The following is a 19,267-nucleotide window of genomic DNA, read 5'->3' on the forward strand; positions in this document are numbered from 1 at the left end:
GTGGGGGAGTGGTGCGTGGGCCGGGTCACTCGGCCCACGGCAGCGGGATCCTGTCCTCGCTGCCGGGCATCATCGCCTTCCCGCCGACGGCCATCGCGACCAGCGCCTGCGCCGGACCCCCCACCGCCTTCAATTGCCGCACGACCCCGCCGGGCAGGACGATGGCCTCCCCGGCCTTGGCCCGGTCGACCTTGCCCTCCGCCTCGATCTCGAACTCGCCCGACAACGGCATCCAGACCTGTTCCCGGTCGATGATGTGCACCGGCGTCGCCGCGTCGGTGTCCAACTCCACGCGCCACGTGCTGAGTTCGTCGCTGCCCTGGCTGGGGGCCGCCAGGCCGTACGCCGAACTGACGGGGGTTCTGGTCGTCCGCTGCGCACTCTCACTGACCACGTTCATGACGCCTCCTGCGACACTCATGTGTAAAGCTCCTTGACTCGCCATGAGTAAAGAAGCTTTACATGTGTGTGTCAAGATAGGGCGATGGAGAATCGTGACCCGCTCGAACGCGCCGAGCTCACCTTCCTGCTCGGGATGGCCTTCCAGTTGGTGCTCACCGAGTTCGTGAGCCGCGTGGACGCCGCCGGATACTCCGACCTGCGCCCCGTGCACGGCCTCGTCTTTCAGGTGCTCCAGGGGGCCGGCGCCACCAGTAGTGAGCTCGCCGAGAAGCTCGGTGTCACCAAGCAGGCCGCCGGGCAGATCATCGACGACCTGGAGAAGCGGGGGTACGTGGAACGTCGACCGCACCCCTCCGGCGGTCGACGCAAGCTCGTGGTGCTCACCGGCAAGGCGCGGGAACACCTCGCCGTGGCCGGACGGATCCTGCACGAACTGGAGGACGAGCTCGCCAAGCGGCTGCGCGAAGGCGGCCGGGAACTGCCGCGAGCCGAACTCGCGGCAGTCGTCCGCACGTTGGCCGGCGACGCCATTCCGCCGCTGCGACCGGTGTGGTGAGGCGCCCGCCCGGCTACTCCGCCGCCACCACCGGCACCGGAAGCCGCCCCGCGACCACCCCGGCCACCGCGAGCCCCGCGACCGCGAGGACGCTGCTCACCAGGAACGGGTCGAAGCCGTCCAGGGCCGGGGCGAAGCCGATGCCGACGTAGAGCGTGACACCGGTGGAACCGCCGAGCTGGTCGGCGGCGCGCTGGACGCCGGAGGCGATACCCGCGTCGTCCTCGGTCACGCCGGTCACCGCGACGTACTGCAGTCCGACGATCCCGAAGCCCATGCCGGCCGCGACGAGCGCCATGGCCGGAACGAGTGCCCACCCGCTGACTTCGAGGGAGGCCGCCAGGGCGATCGCCGCCATGGCCAGCGCGGTGAAGCCGACCCCGGCGAGGACGCACAGCCGGGCGCCCCACCGTCCGAGCAGCCGAGGCACCAGCACCGAGGCCCCGATCAGGGACACCGCCAGCGGCAGCATCGTCACCCCGGCCTGGAGCGGCCCGGCGCCCAACCGGTCCTGCAAGTAGTACGTGAACAGCAGGAAGGAGGTGGACAGCGCGGCGCTCAGGAGGGCGGTGGCGGTGTTCGCCAGGACGCGTGGACGGTGGCGGAAGAGGCGCAGCGGGACCAGCGGGTTCCGCGAGCGGCGTTCGACCCGGACGAAGAGGAGCACGGCCCCGGCCGCGCCCGCCAGTGCCACCGGCGGCAGCCACGGACGCGTACCGTCCGCCTCGCCCGCCTCCACGACACCGAGCGTGAAGAGAAGTGGAGCCGCGACGAGTAGCAGTGCGCCGGGAAGGTCCAACGGCGCCCGCCCGGTGGGGCGTTCACCCGGAACGAGGAGGACCGTCGCGGTGAGTACGAGCGCGACGAACGGGACGGAGACGAGGAAGATCCACCGCCAGCCGAGCAGTTCCGTGACGACGCCCGAGACCACGAACCCGAGGACGAGCCCACAGCTCGCCACGGCCGCCCACACCCCCAACGCCCGCGACCTGCGCGGCCCCTCCGGGAACAGCAGCACGATCACCGCCATCGCCGCCGGAAGCGCGACCGCCTCACCGGCGCCCTGCAACAGCCGGGCCACCACCAGCACGGCGAACGACGGCGCGAGCCCGGCCAGCAGGGACCCGGCGCCGAAGAGGGCGGTGCCGAGCAGAAGGACGCGCCGCCTGCCGACCACGTCGGCGAGTCGGCCGCCGAGCATCAGCAGGCCGCCACCCGTGATCGTGTAACCGACCACCACCCACGTCAGCGCGTGCCCGTCGACACCGAACTCGGCGCCGATCGAGGGCAGCGCGACATTGACCACGGTCACGTCGACCGCGATGAAGAACTGCAGCGTGGCCATGCTGCACAGCACCAGCCACGAAGAGGATCTGCCGGAAAACCCTGACAGCCCTGACAGCCTTGAAAACCCTGTAAGCACAGAGTGCTCCGTTTGCTCAGAAGAGGTTCCGAGCAGCACGAACGTGCCGCTCCGGTTCGGCCACGGAGCGACGGAAGGTTCGACAGATGTGAGAAGAACGCCCCGCCGCTAGCGGAGCGTCCTCGTCACCGCGGCGCAGGCGGCCGCGCACGAAGCACCAGACATGTGTCGGATGGTACCCGACCCACGGACGTCACCCAGCCGCGGCCTCCTGGTCCCGGCGCCGGTAGAACGCCTCGATCCGCTCCCGGGGGATGACACCCACCTCGTCCGCCCAGCGCTCGTACCGCGCGGCGATGTCACCTACCAGGTCCGGGCGGGTGGCGGCCAGGTCACGGGTCTCGGTGCGGTCGGTGGTCATGTCGTACAGCTCCCAGTCCTGGCCGTACTTGCGGACCAGCTTCCAGCGGTCCCGGCGAACCCCGGCGTTCCCCTCGTGTTCCCAGAACAGGGTGCGCGGGGTGAGGTCCGATGCCCCGCGCAGGAGGGGGAGGAGGCTCGTGCCGGGAAGCGGGGGCGCCGCGTCGGGGTAGTGCGCTTCGGCGACGTCGAGGAGGGTGGGGAGGATGTCGACCAGCTGGCGGGGCATGGTGCGCAGGGCGCCCGGGGAGCCGAGACCCGCGGGCCAGTGGACGATGAAGGGGGTGGCGATGCCGCCTTCGTGGACCCAGTGCTTGTACTCCCGGAACGGCGCGTTGGACAGGTTGGCCCAGCTGCGGCCGTAGCTGGCGAAGGTGTCTTCCGGTCCGGGTACGACGCCGGGGTCGTTTCCGTAGCGGACGGGGGCTCCGGCACTGGTGTGTTCGGGCATGGTGGGGTGGCGGTCGATCTGGCCAGGCGCGGTGCCGAACTCCTCGGCGCAGCCGCCGTTGTCGGAGAGGAAGAGGACGAGGGTGTTGTCCAGGCGGCCGAGTCGTTCCAGGGTGTCGAGCACGCGGCCGATGCCGGTGTCCATGCGGGTGATCTGGGCGGCGTAGGTCTCCATGCGCCGCGTCTCCCAGTCGTGGTGGCCGGTGTCGTCCCAGGCCGGTACCTCGGGGTCGCGGTCGGTGAGGTCGCAGGACGGGTCGATGACGCCTTCCGCGACGAGCCGTTCGAGGCGTTGCTCGCGCAGCCGGTCCCAGCCGGCGTCGAACCGGCCGTGGTAGCGGGCGATGTCCTCCTCGGACGCGTGCAGCGGCCAGTGCGGTGCCGTGTACGAGAGGTACAGGAACAGCGGGTCGTCGTGGCGGTCGCGGTCGTGATCGGTGACGAACCGGACCGCGTTGTCGGTGATGGCATCGGTGTAGAAGAAGCCCGGTCCGGGCTCGGCGCTCTCCTCGCCGGAGGTGAGCGTGGTGGGTGTGTAGTAGCTGCCCGCCCCGTCGATGGTGCCGTAGAAGCGGTCGAAGCCGCGGCGGGTGGGCCAGGTCCCATTGGGCTTGTCCATAACCGCGGCCAGATGCCACTTTCCGCTCATGTACGTGCCGTAGCCTGCGGAGCGCAGTGCCTCGGGTGCGGTCACGCAGTCGTCGGAGAGGTTCCCCGGATAGCCGTCGGGGCGCTCGTCGCCGGTGAGGATGCCGACGCCGACCCGGTGCGGGTGCTGGCCGGTGAGGAGTGAGGCCCGGGAGGGGCTGCACCGCGGGGAGTTGTAGAACTGGGTGAAGCGGGTGCCTGTGCGGCCCAGGCGGTCCAGATTGGGTGTGTCGATCTCGCTGCCGTAGCAGCCGATGTCGGAGAAGCCGAGATCGTCGGCGAGAACGACGAGGATGTCGGGGCGGGTGGTGGCGCGAGTCATGTGAGGGTCCCCCTCTTCATTTCATGCCCGTCGTGGCGACGCCCTCGACGAACTGGCGCTGGAACAGCAGGAATACGAGCACGAGCGGCACCGTCGCGATCAGCGATCCGGCCATCATCACCCCGTACGGCGCGGTGCCCGACGCCCCGGTCAGCAGGGAGAGGCCGGACACCACCGTGGTGGCGTCGGCCTTGGTCGTGAACACCAGCGGCCACAGCATGTCGTTCCAGTTGTTCACGAAGGAGAACAGCGCGAGCGTGACAAGCGCGGGCTTCGCGTTGGGCAGCACCACCGACCAGAACACCCGGAACTCGCCCGCGCCGTCGATGCGCGCCGCGTTGTCCAGGTCGCGCGGCAGCGCGATGAAGAACTGGCGCAGCAGGTAGATGCCGAACACGCTGGTGGCTCGCGGGATGATGAGTCCCTTGAAGGTGTTCACCCAGCCGAGGTCGATGATGAGTTGGTAGACCGGCACCAGGGTCGCCTGGAAGGGCACCATCAGCGTCGCGATCAGGGTGAGCAGCAGCACGCGGCGGCCACGGAAGTCGATGCGGGCGAGGGCGTACGCGGCCAGCGAGTCGAAGATCAGGGTGAGGACCGTGACGCCGCCCGCGAACAAGAGGCTGTTGCCGAACATCCGGCCGAACGGCAACTCGCCGAAGATTTCCCGGAAGTTGTCGAGGGTGAGCGAGTGCGGAAACAGCGAGGGCGGCCACTGGCTGATCTGCGACTGCGGGGTGAACGCGGTCAGCAGCATCACGACCGGGGGAAGGACCATGAAGAGGGCCGCGGCCGCCATGACCGCCAGGAGTGCCACACGTCGAGTCGTCGTCGTGGTGAGCATCAGGCCGCCTCCCCTTCGCGCCGGCCGAACCAGCGGTACTGCACCGCGCTGAGCGCGAACGTCACCAGCATGAGCACGATCGCCAGGGCCGACGCGAAGCCCAGCTTGAGGTTGGCGAAGCCCTCCGTGAAGATCGACATCACCAGGGTCTCGGTACTCCGGTACGGGCCTCCGCTGGTCATGATGTAGATCTGGTCGAACGCCTGGAACGCGGCGATCACCGCGAAGATCAGCACGAAGGCCAGCTTGTCGGTGAGCCCCGGGAGCGTGACCGTGGTGAACCGGCGCAGCGGACCCGCGCCGTCCACCGCCGCCGCCTCGTACAGGTGCCGGGGGATGTCCTGAAGCCCCGCGAGGAAGACGACCATGTAGAACCCGGCCATCTTCCACACCGCCACGAACACCACGACGGGCATCGCCCAGGTCGGTGACTGCAGCGGGTTGCCGAGGTCGAGGCCGACCTGGCGCAACCAGTAATTCACCAGACCCACATTGGGGTCGAGGAGGTACTGCCAGGCCAGCGCGGCCACCGCGAAGGACATCACGAACGGCAGGAAGAACAGAGTGCGGCTGACCGTGCGCAGCGGCAGCCGCTGATTGAGCAGCAGGGCGCCCAGCAGCGCCACACACACCACGGCCGGGGTGAACAGCACCGCGTACAGGCCGGTGTTGAGGAAGGCGCGGCCGACATCCGGGTCCTGGAAGATGCGCAGATAGTTGTCCAGGCCGACCCAGTGACCCGAGGTGAACCCGGTCGCGTCCGTGAACGACAGCCGGAACGCCTGGAGGATCGGCCAGAACACGAACACGGCGAGGACGGTGAGCCCCGGAGCGAGGAACGCGGCGGCGTGCGCGCCCTGTCGGCCGCGCGGCGAGGGGCGGGCGCGGACCCGGCCGCCGAGCGGGCGAGGCGCGCGGTAGGGCGGCTTCGCGGCCGACTTCACAGGAGTCGATGTCATGAGAGGTCCAGCTTCCGCTGCATCCGGCTCTGCGCCTGCGCCAGGACGGATGCGACGTCCTGACCGCTGATGGTCTTCTGGGTGACCGTGTCGAGTTCGGTCGCCAACTCCGTGTAGTTCTCCACCCCTTCGAAGTCCGTGACCGCGTGCGGTCCGCAGCGCGCGATGGCGGCCACGTCCGGGTTGCCGCGGATCGCGGACGGCGGGATGTCCGTACGGTTCGGCGGCCAGCCCGAGGCCCGCGACCACACCAACTGCTGTTGTTTGCTGTTGAAAAAGGTGAAGAACTCGTGGATCGCGGCCGTCTTGCGCCGGTCCGCCTGCGACGTCAGATACATCGCCAGCACATTGGCCCCGGCCGCCGCCGACGCGGGACCGGCAGGCACCGCGGAGATCCCGTAGTCGATCCCGGCGCGCTTCGCGATCAGCGTGAGGAAGGGGCCGCCGACGACCATCGCCGCCTTCTGCGCGGTGAACAGGTCGAGCGAGGCCGCGTCGCCGAGGTCCTTCGGGCTGACACGATGCCGGGCGACGGCGTCCTGCCAGTACCCGAGGGTGCGCCGGTTGGCCCGGCTGTCGATCGTCATCCGACCGTCGTGGACGGCCCGGCCGCCGCCCGCGTGCAGCATCCCGGTCCACAGGGTGTTCGCGGACGGGCCGTGGCTGGACAGCGAGAGCCCATACTGGCGGGGCGTGCCGTCGCCGACCGTAAGGCGTCGCGCGACGCGGACCCACGCGTCCCAGGTGTCCGGCGGCCCGTCGATGCCGTGCCGGGCGAACAGCTTCTTGTTGTAGAAGAGAGTGTTTGCAGCAAACGCCAACGGCGCGCCGTAGCGGCGCCCTTCGACGGTCGAGGCACGCACCGCGTTCGGCAGGTACCTGCGGGCGTCGGCGCGGCGGTAGAAGTCGTCGAGCGGGCGGAACGCGCCGACCTTGATGTACTTCGCGGCGGACGTGGTCGGCTGGGCCACGATGTCCGGGCCCGCCTTCGCGGCGACCGCGGGCAGCAGCTTGCTGGTGATGACATCCCAGGGGTTGACCTGGACGTCGATGCGGATGTGCGGGTGGGAGGCGTTGAACTCGCGGACGATCGCGGCGATCGTCTTGCCGTCCGCCTCGGTGAACCCGTGCCAGAAGGTCAGCACGAGCCTGCCGTCCCCGCTCGCGGTGGTGTCACCGCCGCAGCCGGCGGCGCCGAGCAGAGCGGCACCGGTGGCTGCGGTGCAGAAGGTTCGCCGGGTGAGCTGCTTCCCTCCCATCAATCTGGGCATGCCAAGACTCCTGTCACTGGTGTCCGGGGTAGGGCAACGGTCCCCGGAGCGGCCGTGAACGGCTTCGGGGCACGCGAGGATTGTTAGCGCTCACAATCGAGGGCGTCAACACTTGATTTCCGGCACGTGAACTCGCGGCCGGTCCGCGAGGTGTGTCGCGCCACCCCACAACATGCCTGGTCGGAGCGGAAGTTCAGGGCTCGGTCTCAGGCCCTTTTCGGCAGCGTGCTTTCCCGTGCGGCGAGTTCGTGACGGCACACGATGTCCCGGTGTCCGACGGGCCCGTCCGTGTCGATCCGCTCGATCAGGGCCGTGATGGCGCGCGTCGCCATGTCGGCGAAGTCGGGCACGACCGTGGTCAGCGTCGGGATGGTGAAGCGGCCCTCCTCGATGCCGTCGAACCCGGCGAGGCCCAGGTCGTCCGGCACCCGCAGGCCCCGTTCGTGGGCCGCGCGCAGGGCGCCGACGGCGAGCACATCGGCGAAGCAGTACAGCGCGTCGGGGGGCGGACCCCCATCGAGGAGCGCGCCCGCGGACTCCATGCCGGCCGACTTGCCGTAACCGGCGGGCGAGGCGGGCAGCGCCGGGGCGAGTCGGGGATCCTGCGGCAGGCCCGCCGCCGCGAGCGCCTCGCGGTGCCCGGCCAGCCGCCGCTCCGCCACGGCCGCGGCCTGCACCGGTCCCTCCTGCCGGCCGACGACCGCGATGCGCCGGTAGCCACGGGCGATGAGGTGGCCGGTCATCTCCCGGGAGGCCGTGAGGTTGTCGAAGGTGACGTGGTCGCAGTCGCCGTCCCCGTCGTGCTCGCCGAGCAGCACCAGCGGCACCGGCCGCGCACGCCCGGCCAGCCGCTCCGGGTCGACCGTGAGCGGGGCGAGTACGACGCCCGAGATCATCGGGTCACCGAGTCCCTCGGCCGCGTGCAGCTCGACCTCCGGATCGCCGCCCGTCTCCTCGATGAGCAGGGTGTGTCCGACGGCGCGGGCCGCCCGGATCATCGCCGTGGCGACCTCGGAGAAATAGGGATTACGCAGGTCGGGGACGGCGAGGGAGAGCACACCCGACTTGCCCGTACGCAGCCTGCGGGCCGAGAGGTTGGGGCGGTAGCCGAGCTCCGCGATGGCCTGGTGCACGCGCTCCGCGGTCGCTGTCGAGACCTTGCCGCGCACACCGCGCAGCACGTTCGACACGGTCTTGATCGATACGCCGGCGCGCGCCGCCACGTCGTGCAGGGTGGGGTCGCCCACGTGTTCCTCCCGAAGTTCGTCGCAGCGAGGGTAGTTGACGGTTCCGCGCGACCGGAGGTACAACGATGGAACCTTCCTTCGGAACCCACGCCTCCCACGCCCTCCCCGCGCCCCCACGTCACCCGCTCGACAGAACGGCTCTTCGTGAACCACCGGCAGCAAGCACAGCTCACCGTCCACCCGCACTTCGAGGTCGGTGACATCGACCCACGTGTCTTCGGCAGCTTCGTCGAGCACATGGGCCGGTGCGTGTACACCGGGATCCACGAGCCGGACCACCCGACGGCCGACCGGCACGGATTCCGCGCCGACGTCGCCGAGTTGGTGACCGAACTCGGTGTCACCGCCGTCCGCTATCCCGGCGGGAACTTCGTCTCCGGCTACGACTGGCGCGACGGCATCGGCCCCGTCGCCGACCGGCCCACCCGCCTCGACCTCGCCTGGCGCTCCGTCGAGCCCAACACGGTGGGCCCCGACGAGTTCCTGCCGTGGGCCCGTCGCCTCGGCATGGACCCGGTGATGGCCGTCAACCTCGGCACGGCGGGTGTGCGGGAGGCCGCCGAACTCGTCGAATACACCAACCTCGCCGAAGGCACCTCGCTCACCCGCGAACGCGCCGCCAACGGACACCCCGAACCCCACCGCGTACGCACTTGGTGTCTCGGCAACGAGATGGACGGCCCCTGGCAGCTCGGACACACCACCGCCACCGCGTACGGACAGCTCGCAGCCGAGGCCGGCAAAGCGATGCGCCTCGTCGACCCGGACATCGAACTCGTCGCCTGCGGCTCGTCGTTCCGCACCATGAAGACCTTCGGGACGTGGGAGGACACCGTCGCGGAGGCGACGACCGGCGTGGCCGACCTCATCTCCATGCACGCCTACTACGACGGCACCCAGGACCGCCGCGACTACCTCGCCTCCGGGCGCCTCCTGGAGACCTTCATCGACGACGTCGCCGCGACGATCGACGCCGTCGCCGCCCGCCTGAACGCGCCGCGCCGCATGAACATCTCGCTCGACGAGTGGAACGTGTGGTCGTCCCTCGCCAAGGCGTCACCCGTCGGCCGTCAGGCACCCATCGCCACCACACCACGCATCACCGAAGACCCCTACCAGGCCCTCGACGGCGTCGTCCTCGGCGACCTGATCATCGGCATCCTCAACCACGTCGACCGCGTCCGGATCGGCTGCCTGTCGCTGCTCGTCAACGTCAGCGCCCCGATCCACGCCGAGCCGGGCGGCGCCGCGTACAAACAGGCCATCTTCCATCCGTTCGCCGCCGCGGCGCGTCGTGCGCGGGGCCGGTCCCTCGACTGCCGCCTGGTGGCACCGGAGTTCGTGACCCCCACGCACGGCACCGTCCCCCAGGTCGCCGCCGCCGTCACCCACGACACGGGGACGGGCGCGGCGGCCCTCTTCCTCTCCAACCGGGGCGACGAACCTGTGGAGTTGACGGTCGACCACGGGGCCTTCGCCGCCTTCGACATCAAGCAGGCGTGGACGATGACGGCCGCCGACCGGCGCCCCGCGCGCGAGTTGAACCTCGTGGCACTCACGCAGGCGGAGGCCGGGGCCCGGCGCTCAACGGTGGTGCTGCCACCGGAGTCGTGGACCGTCGCGGACGCGGTGGCGTCGAACGACAGGACCTAACGCTTGGACGCCGCCGGTTCCTCCCGCTCCGGCAGGTCCGCCGCCAGGTGGTCGCGCGGCGCGGCCGGGTCCGTCAGGCGGTTCAGGCGGGCCGGGACGTCGAGGCCCACCAGCAGCACCACGATGATCGTGCCCGCGAAGGTGAGCACCGCGAGGGCGCGGCCCAGTGGCATCCCGGAGGCCAGATGCGCGCCGAGCACCGGGGCCACGGCGCCGCCGAGCGCACCCACGTTGTACGTGAAGCCGAGCGCGGCCGCCCGGTTCTCGGTGGGGAAGTGGCCGCCGATGTAGCGGGGGAGGAGCCCCGAGATGCCGAAGCTCAGGGCCTGGAGGACGAAGAGGAGGCCGCCGAGCAGGAGCAGGTTGTCCTGGACCGCGAACACCGGGAACACGAAGATCATCGAGGCGATGAGCGTGCACGCGTACGCCTTCTTCGTGCCGATCCAGTCACCCACGAACCCGGCGAGCCAGCAGCCCGCCATCGTGCCGAAGCCCGCGAAGAACATCGCGTTGCTGACCTCGCCGGGGGAGTAGCCGAGGTCGGTCTTCAGGTAGGTCGGAAGCAGCGCCTGGATCGGCCAGGTGTAGAGGAACGCGAAGAACACCGTCACCGTCATCGCCACGTACAGCGCCCAGCCGCGCCGCCCGCCGAGCTGCGCCGCGAGCGCGATGAGCGTGACACCCGCGACGACCGAGAGGACCGGCACGTACCCCGCTCCGACAGGTGTGAACACGGCGAACAGGGAAACGGTCGCGGCGACGGTGAGGACGACGTTCGTCGTCGCGCGGGCCGTGGTCGCGAAGAGCGGGCGGAACGGGTTGGGCTTCTCGGCCCGCCGCTCCACCGTCTCGCTCCACTCCGCGGCCTCCGGCAGCGCGCGCCGCAGCCACAGCGCGACGACGATCGGGACGATCCCGATGTAGAACATCCACCGCCAACCGAGCGCGGGCACCACCCACTTGTACGCCTCGGCCGCCAGCACGGAGCCGACCGAGAAGCCGGAGATCAGGAAGCCGCTCGCCCGGTTGCGCAGCCGGGCCGGCCAGCTCTCCATCGCGTACGTCGCGCTGGCGCTGTACTCACCCGCCATCCCCATGCCGATCGCGAGCCGGGCCACGAACAGGCTGGTGTAGTCCCAGGCGAAACCGCAGGCGAAGGTGCCGAGGGAGTAAAGCAGGATGCTCACGACCATCGACAGCTTGCGGCCGTAGAGGTCGCCGAGTGCGCCGAGCACGGCGCCGCCGATCCACCGGGTGATGAACGCGGCGGACACCAGGCTCGCGCCCTCCACCGTGCTCAGCCCGAAGTCGTCGCTGATCTCCGTGAGGACGAGGGTGATCAGGACGAAGTCGAAGCCGTCCAGGACATAGCCGACCCAGGCGGCGAAGAACGACTTCCACTGGGTACCGGTCACCTCGCGGTACCAGGGACGTGTGTCGTGGGATGTGTTGCGCACGGTGTCTCCAGAATGTCGGAAGGCCGTCCCGCGCGTCAGCGCTGGGCGAGTCCCGTGACGAATTGGCTGGTCAGGGCGGTTGGAGCGGTGATGGCCGTGCCGACTACGACACTGTGGGCGCCACGTTCAAGCGCCTGCGCGGCCTCCCGCGGGGTACGGATGCGGCCCTCGGCGACCACGGGGACGTCGAGGGCGGCGGCGAGTGCCGCCACGAGATCGAGGTCGGGGCCGGACTGCTTCGGGGAGCCGGGGGCGTAGCCGGAGAGCGTGGTGGAGACGAGGTCGGCGCCCTCGGCGGCCGCGGTGACACCTTCGTCGTACGCCGACACATCGGCCATCACCAGGGCGCCCGCCGCGTGCACGGCGGCGGCCGCCGCGGCGAAGGTGCTGCCGTCGGGCCGCGCCCTGGCGGTGGCGTCGATCGCGACGACGTCGGCTCCGGCCTCGGCGACCGCGACGGCGTGCCGGACGCTCGGCGTGATGTACACGCCGGTGTCACCGTCCTTCCACAGCCCGATGAGCGGCAGGTCGACGGCGGCGCGGATCGCGGCGACCACCTCCGGTTCGTTGGCGCGGATCCCGGCGGCGCCACCGGCGGCGGCCGAGCGGGCGAGCCGGACGAGGGTGCCGGTGTCCCGCATCGGGTCACCGGGCGGGGCCTGGCAGGACACGATCAGGCGTCCGGAGAGGGCGGGGAAGAGGGTGGGGGTGTTCATCAACGGCTTCCGTGTTCAAGGGAGTTGGTTGGTTGGTTGGCTGTGGAGGTCGTGCTACGGCGTGTGCAGTGTCGTCGTACGGACGAGGGAGGCGGCGCCCAACACGGCGGCGTCGGAACCGAACCGCGGACCGACGGGCCGCAAGTCGCGCAGTGGCGCCATGAGTTCACCGGCGAAGGCGAGGGTGAGGGCGTCCCAGTACAGGGGGCCGATCCGGGGCACGCCGCCCGCGACCACGACGCGGTCGGGACCGAGCGCGTTGGCGAGCCCGCCGAGCAACCGCCCGGTCGCCCGCGCCCCGACGGCGATCGCCTCCGCGGCCTCCCGGTCCCCGGCCGCCGCCCGCTCGGCCACGGTCTGCAAGCGGTCGGCACGGCTCCCGCCCAACCGCTCGTACAGGGCCGTGATGCCGGTCCCGGAGGCGACGGCTTCGAGGTGCCCCGTGGCGCCGCAGGAGCACGGCAGGCCCGCGGCCTCGGGGCTCGGCAGGTGCCCGAGGTGCCCGGCGATCCCCGCGACCCCGTGCACCATCCGCCCACCGGCGGCGATCGCGCCCCCGACACCCGTGCCGACGGCGACGAACAGCAGGGTGGCGTCGTCCCCGAGTGCGGCGAGTTCGGGCGCGGCCGTGGCCCGTACGTCGTTGTCGCAGGCGACCGGAAGCCCGGTGCGCTGCGCGAGCCCGGCGCCGAGCGCGGTGCCGGCCCACCCGGGAATGATGTCGGTCGCGGCCGTCACCGTCCCCGTGCGCGGGTCGACGACACCGGCGGCGGCGACACCGACGGCCCACGCCCCGCGGTCGACGGCCCGCGCGGCGTCGGCGAGCGCGTCGAGCACGGCAATGGGCCCTTCGGTGGCGGGAGTTGGCCGGGTGTGCCGATCGAGTACGGTCCCGTCCGCAGCGACGAGCGCGGCGTCGATCTTCGTCCCGCCGAGGTCGAGTCCGACGACCGGGGCGGAGGGGGTGGGTGACTCGGCGTCCGTCGCCCTCACCGGACCGGCCCGAGCCCCGCCGCCCGCAGCCGCTCGGCGACGGCCTCGACGGCCGGCTCGCCCAGCGGGATCTGCGGAAACGCGGTGGTGCCGTCGTCGATGACACCCAGCAGCCGCAGCGCGGCCTTGAACGAACCGAGCGCGGACGAGCTGCGCCCCATGTCGGCCTCGGGCCCCGCGTCGACCATGCCGAACAGCTCGACCAGCCGCTCCTGCTCCTTCGCCGCGAGGTCCCAGTCGCCCGCGCGGGCGGCATCGTAGAGCCGTACGTACGCGGCCGGGTCGACGTTCCCGATGCCGGGGACGACACCGTCCACACCCGCCAACAGGGCGGCGTCCACGGTCAGTTCGGACCCGGTGAGGACGCTGAAGCGGGGCGCGGGGCCCGACTCGCGACCGCCCCGGCCACCCAGCGCCACGACGAGACGCCGGAGCCCGCCCTCGTCCCCGCTGCTGTCCTTGACGCCCGCCAGAGTGCTGTCCCGCGCCAGCTCCATCAGCAGCTCCGCCGACAGCTTGCTGTGCACCGACACCGGCAGGTCGTACGCGAACAACGGGAGGTCAATCGCCTCGCGGACGCGGCGGAAGTGCCGGGCGATCTCCAGCGGGTGGGTGCGGGTGTAGAAGGGCGCGGTGGCCACGAGCCCGTCGGCGCCGAGATTCGCGGCGCGCCTCGCGTGCTCGACGACGCGCGGCGTCGTGGTGTCGATGACGCCGGCCAGCACCGGCACCCGGCCCGCCGCGGCGCGCACCACCGTCTCCAGGACCGTGTCGCGCTGCGCGTCGGTGAGGTAGGCGACCTCGCTGGTCGACCCCAGGGCGAACAGGCCGTGCACCCCGCCGTCGACGAGGTGGCCGACGAGCCGGGTCAGCGAGGCGGTGTCGACGTCGCCGTGCGCGTCGAGCGGGGTGCAGACGGGCGGGACGACCCCGCGCAGAGGGGCGGTGAGAGGCATGACGGATGCTCCAGAGGTGGTGCAGAGGTGATGCGGAGGTGGTGCAGAGATAAGACGTAAGATGTCTTACGTCAGTCGTCACCATAGACTCAGCGAGGCGCCACAGGTCAAGAGCGTCGTGAGTCACATCCGGGAGCGCGGACGGCGTGCGCGCCCGGACCGAACGGAAGGGAGTCGCCGGTGGCCCGCTCCACGCTCACCGCTGACGTGCAGGAACGCATCAGGCAGCTGATCCTGGACCGCGGTCTGACGCCGGGCAGCCCGCTGCCGCCCGAGGGCGAGCTGGCGGAGCTCTTCGACGTCAGCCGGGTCTCGCTGCGCGAGGCGCTCAAGGCGCTCCAGGCGCTGCACGTCATCGAGATCCGGCGCGGCTCCGGCACCGTCGTGGGCTCGCTCTCCCTCGACCCCTTCGTCAAGGGCCTCGCCTTCCGCGCGGCGGTGCGGCACCGCAACGGGGAGTCGAGCCTGTACGAACTCATGCGGGTGCGCGAGGTGTTGGAAGCGGGGCTCGTCGAAAGCGTCGCGGCGTCCCTGCCAGAGGACGACCTTGAGGCGCTGCGCGACATCGTCGCGGACATGGAGAAGGAGGCCGGGTCCGAGTCGGGGCGCGTCGAGCGGGCCACGGACCGCGCCTTCCACATGGCGCTCTACCGCTCCCTCGACAACTACCTGCTCAGCGAGGTACTCGACGCGTTCTGGGCCGCGATGGACCAGGTCCGCTACGACATCGGCGACGCCCACCAACAGGGCGCCGTCACGGCCGCCCACCACAAGGCGATCGTCGACGCGCTGGCCGCGGGCGACGGCCCCGCCGCGGCCCAGGCGATGCGTACCCACTTCGACGGCATCCGGGAGCGCCTGGCACCGGGCGGCGCCAACTCCTAGCGGACGGTTTCGGTCCTCGGCCCGAACGTCGGCTGACACTGGTCGGACGTCGGCTGACACCCGGTCGGACGCCGGCTGACACCCGGTCAGAAGGCCGCTGCCCTACGCTTGGTGGGCATGTTGATCGAACATCGTGGGCAGCGGCCCATGGTCCCCGAGTCCGCGTACGTGGCTCCGTCGGCCGTGCTGTGCGGCGCGGTGGTCCTGGGGGAGCGGGCGCGCGTCCTGCACGGCGCCGTACTCACCGCAGAGGACGGCGAGGTACGGACCGGCCGGGACGTCGTCGTCATGGAGAACGCCCTGGTCCGTGGCCGGGCGCGGCATCCCGCCGTGCTCGGGGACGCGGTCCTTGTCGGGCCGCACGCGCACATCAACGGGGCGCGTGTCGAGGACGAGGTCTTCGTCGCCACCGGGGTGTCGATGTTCCCCGGGGCCGTGGCCGGGACGCGTTCGGAGCTGCGGATCAACAGCGTGCTGCACGTGAACTCCCGGCTGGGGCCCGACACCGTGGTGCCCATCGGCTGGATCGCCGCCGGGGACCCGGCCAAGCTGTTCTCCCCGGACCAGCACGCCGAGTTGTGGGCGGAGCAGGAGCCCCTGGACTTCCCCGGCACCGTCTACGGCGTGCCGCGCGGCACCCCCATGCGTACGGTCATGGAGCGCCAAGTCGACTTCTACGGAGCTCACTCGGACGACCGGCGGCTGTCGGACCCGCCGGATTCACCCTGATCGGTGGTGGCGGGGTCGCGGCGCAGCAGCAGGTTCATCGCCTTGAGGGTGAGCACCTGTTCGCCGTGCTGGTCGAGGACCTCGACGTCGGTGTGGACGAGGCCGCGGTCCGGCTTGGTGCGGGAGGGGCGCGCCGAGCGGACCGTGGTGCGGATCGAGAGGCTGTCGCCGGGGCGTACCGGGCGCAGCCAGCGCAGTTCGTCGATGCCGGGTGAGGCGAGGCTCGCGACCTTGCTGATGTAGTGGTCCGCGTACAGCCGCATCATCACCGAGGCGGTGTGCCAGCCACTGGCGATGAGTCCCCCGAACGGGCCGGAGGCGGCGGCCTCGGGGTCGGTGTGGATGTCCTGCGGGTCGAACTCGCCGGCGAAGCGGAGGACGGCCTGCTCGGTGACGGTGATGCTGCCGTAGGCGTACGTCGATCCGGGGACGTAGTCCTCGAAGTACCGCTTCTCGATGGGGGTGTTGAAGTCCGGGCCGATGGCGTACGTGGTGGGGGCGGTCGTCATTCTTCGCACGTTAGCGGATGCGGAGGGGCGGTCACGAGGGCGGTCGTGCGGGCGGTCATGTGGTGCTCGCGTCGCCGAAGCGTCGGCGGAATTCCTCCGTGAGGGTGCCGCCCGCCGCCGCGACCAGTTGTCCGACGACCGGGTGGACGACGAGGCTGGTGACGGCGCCCGCGAGGGCGGGGAGGTGGCGGGCGAACCACCGGCGTACGTACTCCATCGTCGACAGGTCGGGTTCCGGCGCGGTCGTCGACTCCTCCAGTTCGTCGAGGAGTTCACCGGCGCGGTCCGGGGCGTCGTCGGGGAGGAGCGCGCGGACGCGGGCGAACTCGGCGCGCAGCTCGGCCAGTTGTTGTTCGGTGACGGCGGTGGGGGTGGCCGGTCCCTCCACACGGGACACGGTGTTGTGGTGACCGACGACGAGCTGGCCGGAGACACCACCCTCGGTGCGGATGTCGTAGCGGTCGCCCGGGGTGCTCGCGGGGTGGGTCATGGGATCTCCTCCTGGGAGGGGGTGGTCGGCGACGGGCCGGTCGGCTCCGTGGGGCCCGTCGGGGAGGGCGGAGTGGTCGGGGCGGTGGGTGTCGTGGGGAGGGCGCCACCGGTGCCCGTCACCCGCATCGACACGTCCTGGTGCCCCTCGTCGTCGGGCATGGTGACAAGTGCCTTGAAGGCGCCGGTCTTCTTCGGTGCGAAGGTGACCGTGAAGACGCAGTCGTGCGAGCCGGCCGGGGGCGGGCACGAGGCGAGGGCGGTCTTCCAGTCGGCCGGGTCGTCGGACTTCAGGGCCTGCTCGTTGTCGCACTTGAGCCATGAGGTGAAGTGGACGGTCTCGGTCTTCGTCTCGCCGACCTGGACGGTGCCGAAGTCCCGGGTTGCCAGGGCGACGGGCGGGCACGGGTCCGAACCCGGTGCCGGGTTGGTGGCACGCGGGCCGGTGGGTGCGGTGGGTGCTGTGGTCGCGGGTGAGGTCCGGTCCGTGCTGCTCGGGGCGGTGGGTGGGCCGTTGGGGCTCGTGGCGGCGGATTCCGTCAGGGACGAGGTGAGGCTCGACGTGCCGGCCACCACCGGTTGGGCGCCGCCCCCGGTGAGGTTCGCGGCCCCGAACGCCATGCCCGCCGCGGCGAGTACGCCTCCGGCGCCGACCGCGACCGGGTGCGAGGCGACGAGGTGCCGCACGGAGTGCCGCGGCCGGTGCGGCCCCCACCGGGGGTGGGCGGGCTCCGCGGCGTTTCCCATCGGGCCGCCCACGCCGGACTGGCCGCTCGGAACGGCCGCGCCGCCCTGCCCCGGGTCCGGCACGCCCGGGCCGCCGTGGCCGCCGCCGGCGTGCGCCGCCGCGTAGCCGACACCCCCGCCCCCGCCCGCGAGCCCGGACCCTGCCGTGGTCAGGGCGACGACCCGGACGTGCACCTCGTGGGCGAAGTACGTCTCGTCCGCGGCCGCGCCCAGGAACTGGGCCGCCGCCCGGCCGTAGCGAAGCACCTGCCCCCACACACCCCAGTGCAGCGAGAGCGCGAGGAGCGGCGCCGCGGCCCGCGCGAGATCCCGCACGCCCCGGTGGTCCTCCACCATGGCCAGATTCCCCAGCACCCGCCGGATCACCGCCGCCTCGGCGCGCGCCTCGCCCCGGGTGGCGCGGGTCCGCAACCAGTGCGTGAGCGCGGGCGCGAGCTGCGCGGCACCGGGCAGCGCGCCCGCCTGCTGGGCGACCAGCGCGGCGAAGCGGCCGCACGAACCGATCCGGTCACCGTCGACCTCGACCAGCCGCAATCCGGTCAACTCGGCGAGCGCCGCCGCGTCTTGGCGCACCCCGAGCGCGTACAGCAGGTTCGGCGACGCGGGCAACGGCGCGAGGGCACACAGCGGACGCAACAGCGCGATCGCCCTCTCGGACAACCGGGCCGCGGTGCCGACGGCGAGGGCGGCGTCATCGACCGGGAAGAACTCCGGCCGCCAGGCCGGACCCGGTGCGGCGCCGGATCCGCCGATGGCGTCCTCGCCCCGCCGCCGCGCGGCGTTGAACGCGGCTGCCGCCTGAAGGATCGTCAGGGGATGGCCCCGTACGGTCGTGAGCAGGTGGCGGGCCGCGGCGGCCGTGGGGCCGGACGGGTAGTGGCCCAGTTCGCGGGCCAGTAGTCGCCACGCGGCCTGTTCGTCGAGTCCGTCGAGTCGTAAGGGTCGCGCCTCCGGTCGCTCGACGCGGTCCACGGCCGACATCAGCAGCCCGCACCCGGGCGTCGCCTCGAAGAGTGCGCCCAGGTCGTCGGGGGAGACCTGGAGGTCGTCGACGACGAGCAGGACGCGCAAGGAGCCCAACAGTTGCCGCAGGGTGGCCGGTTCGGGTTTGTAGCCCTCGCAGGGGCGGCCGTCGGACAGCTCGTAGCAGGACTGGAGGATCTCCTGGAACAGGTCCTCCATCGCCTTGCCTGCGGCGTGCAGATGGAGGACGGGGCGGCCCAGCGCGAGCTGCTCGGCGGCGCAGCGACGCAGCAGCGCGCTCTTCCCGATGCCGGGCGGCCCGAAGACCTGGACCCGCCTCCCCGCCTCCAACCACCGCCCGATCGCCGCGAGTTCACCGTCCCGGCCGAGCAGCACCTCGCCCTGCCCGCGCAATACGGACCCGCCCGGATACGGCCGGACCCGGAGCCTCAACTCGGGCGGACCCTCCGGACGGTAGGCGACGTACGCGCCCCGCTCGGCGTTGATGACGACGTTGTTCCGGCCGACGACGACCTGTCCGTTCACTTCCCCGCGTACGTCGACCCTGCCCGCTTCTCCCATGGCCTCGCCCTTCCCCCGTTAGGCCATGCCAGCGTTGTACGCCCACCGGGCGCCCTGTTCAACCCGGTTGGGGGAAGCGGGGGTGCCTGAGGGAAGTGGGAAGGAA

General features: G+C 71.6%; 18 protein-coding genes. 4 read left to right on the forward strand and 14 right to left on the reverse strand.

Annotated elements, in window-relative coordinates; all coding sequences use genetic code 11:
• Positions 1 to 25 precede the first annotated feature (25 nt).
• Positions 26 to 421 (reverse strand): cupin domain-containing protein, encoded by a 396-nt coding sequence (locus tag RBJ65_RS22065; RefSeq protein ID WP_306316754.1) that lies wholly within the window; start codon positions 419 to 421, stop codon positions 26 to 28.
• Between the two features lie 63 nt (positions 422 to 484).
• Here RBJ65_RS22065 and RBJ65_RS22070 point away from each other — a divergent pair, with 63 nt between their 5' ends.
• Positions 485 to 958 carry a MarR family winged helix-turn-helix transcriptional regulator gene (locus RBJ65_RS22070; protein WP_306316753.1) on the forward strand — a complete coding sequence of 158 codons (474 nt, stop codon included), beginning with the start codon at positions 485 to 487 and terminating at the stop codon, positions 956 to 958.
• 13 nt (positions 959 to 971) lie between these two features.
• On the opposite strand, the gene RBJ65_RS22075 is transcribed toward RBJ65_RS22070, so the two are convergent.
• From RBJ65_RS22075 to RBJ65_RS22100, 6 genes are all read right to left on the reverse strand, one after another.
• On the reverse strand, positions 972 to 2,303 hold the full coding sequence (locus tag RBJ65_RS22075; protein WP_306316752.1) for an MFS transporter: 1,332 nt from the start codon (positions 2,301 to 2,303) through the stop codon (positions 972 to 974).
• Between the two features lie 271 nt (positions 2,304 to 2,574).
• Entirely contained in the window at positions 2,575 to 4,161 is a 1,587-nt protein-coding gene (locus RBJ65_RS22080; protein ID WP_306316751.1) for an arylsulfatase, read from the reverse strand.
• A gap of 16 nt (positions 4,162 to 4,177) precedes the next feature.
• Positions 4,178 to 5,005, reverse strand: coding sequence for a carbohydrate ABC transporter permease (locus RBJ65_RS22085; protein WP_306316750.1), 828 nt, complete (start codon positions 5,003 to 5,005; stop codon positions 4,178 to 4,180).
• Positions 5,005 to 5,964 (reverse strand): carbohydrate ABC transporter permease, encoded by a 960-nt coding sequence (locus RBJ65_RS22090; RefSeq protein WP_306316749.1) that lies wholly within the window; start codon positions 5,962 to 5,964, stop codon positions 5,005 to 5,007. The genes RBJ65_RS22085 and RBJ65_RS22090 overlap by 1 nt, the downstream gene beginning before the upstream one ends.
• Positions 5,961 to 7,235: an ABC transporter substrate-binding protein gene (locus tag RBJ65_RS22095; RefSeq protein ID WP_306316748.1), complete on the reverse strand. Its 1,275-nt coding sequence runs from the start codon at positions 7,233 to 7,235 to the stop codon at positions 5,961 to 5,963. The genes RBJ65_RS22090 and RBJ65_RS22095 overlap by 4 nt, the downstream gene beginning before the upstream one ends.
• 206 nt (positions 7,236 to 7,441) lie before the next feature.
• Complete coding sequence (locus RBJ65_RS22100) at positions 7,442 to 8,482, reverse strand: LacI family DNA-binding transcriptional regulator (RefSeq protein WP_306316747.1); 1,041 nt, start codon at positions 8,480 to 8,482, stop codon at positions 7,442 to 7,444.
• 144 nt (positions 8,483 to 8,626) lie between these two features.
• On the opposite strand from RBJ65_RS22100, the gene RBJ65_RS22105 reads away from it, so the two are divergent.
• The gene (locus RBJ65_RS22105; RefSeq protein ID WP_306316746.1) at positions 8,627 to 10,135 is read left to right on the forward strand and encodes an alpha-N-arabinofuranosidase; all 1,509 of its coding nucleotides are present in this window, start codon (positions 8,627 to 8,629) and stop codon (positions 10,133 to 10,135) included.
• On the opposite strand, the gene RBJ65_RS22110 is transcribed toward RBJ65_RS22105, so the two are convergent.
• Genes RBJ65_RS22110 through RBJ65_RS22125 form a run of 4 tightly spaced genes read right to left on the reverse strand, consistent with a single transcriptional unit; the run spans position 10,132 to position 14,257 of the window.
• Positions 10,132 to 11,592, reverse strand: a complete 1,461-nt coding sequence (locus tag RBJ65_RS22110) for a sialate:H+ symport family MFS transporter (RefSeq protein WP_306316745.1) — start codon at positions 11,590 to 11,592, stop codon at positions 10,132 to 10,134. The genes RBJ65_RS22105 and RBJ65_RS22110 overlap by 4 nt on opposite strands.
• Positions 11,593 to 11,627: 35 nt before the next feature.
• On the reverse strand, positions 11,628 to 12,308 hold the full coding sequence (locus RBJ65_RS22115; protein WP_306316744.1) for an N-acetylmannosamine-6-phosphate 2-epimerase: 681 nt from the start codon (positions 12,306 to 12,308) through the stop codon (positions 11,628 to 11,630).
• A 54-nt stretch (positions 12,309 to 12,362) separates the two neighbouring features.
• Positions 12,363 to 13,301, reverse strand: a complete 939-nt coding sequence (locus tag RBJ65_RS22120) for an ROK family protein (protein ID WP_306316743.1) — start codon at positions 13,299 to 13,301, stop codon at positions 12,363 to 12,365.
• Positions 13,298 to 14,257, reverse strand: coding sequence for a dihydrodipicolinate synthase family protein (locus tag RBJ65_RS22125; RefSeq protein WP_306316742.1), 960 nt, complete (start codon positions 14,255 to 14,257; stop codon positions 13,298 to 13,300). Before RBJ65_RS22125 ends, RBJ65_RS22120 begins: the two co-directional genes overlap by 4 nt.
• A 180-nt stretch (positions 14,258 to 14,437) precedes the next feature.
• Between RBJ65_RS22125 and RBJ65_RS22130 the strand changes: the two genes are divergently transcribed.
• Both RBJ65_RS22130 and RBJ65_RS22135 read left to right on the forward strand, forming a co-directional pair.
• Positions 14,438 to 15,142, forward strand: coding sequence for a FadR/GntR family transcriptional regulator (locus tag RBJ65_RS22130; RefSeq protein ID WP_306316741.1), 705 nt, complete (start codon positions 14,438 to 14,440; stop codon positions 15,140 to 15,142).
• A 117-nt stretch (positions 15,143 to 15,259) separates the two neighbouring features.
• Positions 15,260 to 15,871: a gamma carbonic anhydrase family protein gene (locus tag RBJ65_RS22135; protein WP_306316740.1), complete on the forward strand. Its 612-nt coding sequence runs from the start codon at positions 15,260 to 15,262 to the stop codon at positions 15,869 to 15,871.
• Here the strand turns inward: RBJ65_RS22135 and RBJ65_RS22140 are convergent.
• Genes RBJ65_RS22140 through RBJ65_RS22150 form a run of 3 tightly spaced genes read right to left on the reverse strand, consistent with a single transcriptional unit; the run spans position 15,826 to position 19,161 of the window.
• Positions 15,826 to 16,380, reverse strand: coding sequence for a MaoC family dehydratase (locus RBJ65_RS22140; protein WP_306316739.1), 555 nt, complete (start codon positions 16,378 to 16,380; stop codon positions 15,826 to 15,828). The two genes, RBJ65_RS22135 and RBJ65_RS22140, sit on opposite strands and share 46 nt — an antisense overlap.
• A 55-nt stretch (positions 16,381 to 16,435) precedes the next feature.
• Complete coding sequence (locus RBJ65_RS22145; RefSeq protein ID WP_306316738.1) at positions 16,436 to 16,870, reverse strand: hypothetical protein; 435 nt, start codon at positions 16,868 to 16,870, stop codon at positions 16,436 to 16,438.
• Positions 16,867 to 19,161 carry a hypothetical protein gene (locus tag RBJ65_RS22150; RefSeq protein WP_306332163.1) on the reverse strand — a complete coding sequence of 765 codons (2,295 nt, stop codon included), beginning with the start codon at positions 19,159 to 19,161 and terminating at the stop codon, positions 16,867 to 16,869. The genes RBJ65_RS22145 and RBJ65_RS22150 overlap by 4 nt, the downstream gene beginning before the upstream one ends.
• Between the last annotated feature and the right edge of the window lie 106 nt (positions 19,162 to 19,267).

This window comes from Streptomyces sp. KL109B (genome assembly GCF_030766935.1).
GTDB lineage: Bacteria > Actinomycetota > Actinomycetes > Streptomycetales > Streptomycetaceae > Streptomyces.

Coding starts and splice junctions, on each gene's coding strand:
- RBJ65_RS22095 (WP_306316748.1), bottom strand. CDS start 7,235: ATGCCCAGATTGATGGGAGGGAAGCAGCTCACCCGGCGAACCTTCTGC.
- RBJ65_RS22115 (WP_306316744.1), bottom strand. CDS start 12,308: ATGAACACCCCCACCCTCTTCCCCGCCCTCTCCGGACGCCTGATCGTG.
- RBJ65_RS22090 (WP_306316749.1), bottom strand. CDS start 5,964: ATGACATCGACTCCTGTGAAGTCGGCCGCGAAGCCGCCCTACCGCGCG.
- RBJ65_RS22150 (WP_306332163.1), bottom strand. CDS start 19,161: ATGGGAGAAGCGGGCAGGGTCGACGTACGCGGGGAAGTGAACGGACAG.
- RBJ65_RS22135 (WP_306316740.1), top strand. CDS start 15,260: ATGTTGATCGAACATCGTGGGCAGCGGCCCATGGTCCCCGAGTCCGCG.
- RBJ65_RS22070 (WP_306316753.1), top strand. CDS start 485: ATGGAGAATCGTGACCCGCTCGAACGCGCCGAGCTCACCTTCCTGCTC.
- RBJ65_RS22085 (WP_306316750.1), bottom strand. CDS start 5,005: ATGCTCACCACGACGACGACTCGACGTGTGGCACTCCTGGCGGTCATG.
- RBJ65_RS22125 (WP_306316742.1), bottom strand. CDS start 14,257: ATGCCTCTCACCGCCCCTCTGCGCGGGGTCGTCCCGCCCGTCTGCACC.
- RBJ65_RS22065 (WP_306316754.1), bottom strand. CDS start 421: ATGAGTGTCGCAGGAGGCGTCATGAACGTGGTCAGTGAGAGTGCGCAG.
- RBJ65_RS22075 (WP_306316752.1), bottom strand. CDS start 2,303: ATGGCCACGCTGCAGTTCTTCATCGCGGTCGACGTGACCGTGGTCAAT.
- RBJ65_RS22140 (WP_306316739.1), bottom strand. CDS start 16,380: ATGACGACCGCCCCCACCACGTACGCCATCGGCCCGGACTTCAACACC.
- RBJ65_RS22145 (WP_306316738.1), bottom strand. CDS start 16,870: ATGACCCACCCCGCGAGCACCCCGGGCGACCGCTACGACATCCGCACC.
- RBJ65_RS22080 (WP_306316751.1), bottom strand. CDS start 4,161: ATGACTCGCGCCACCACCCGCCCCGACATCCTCGTCGTTCTCGCCGAC.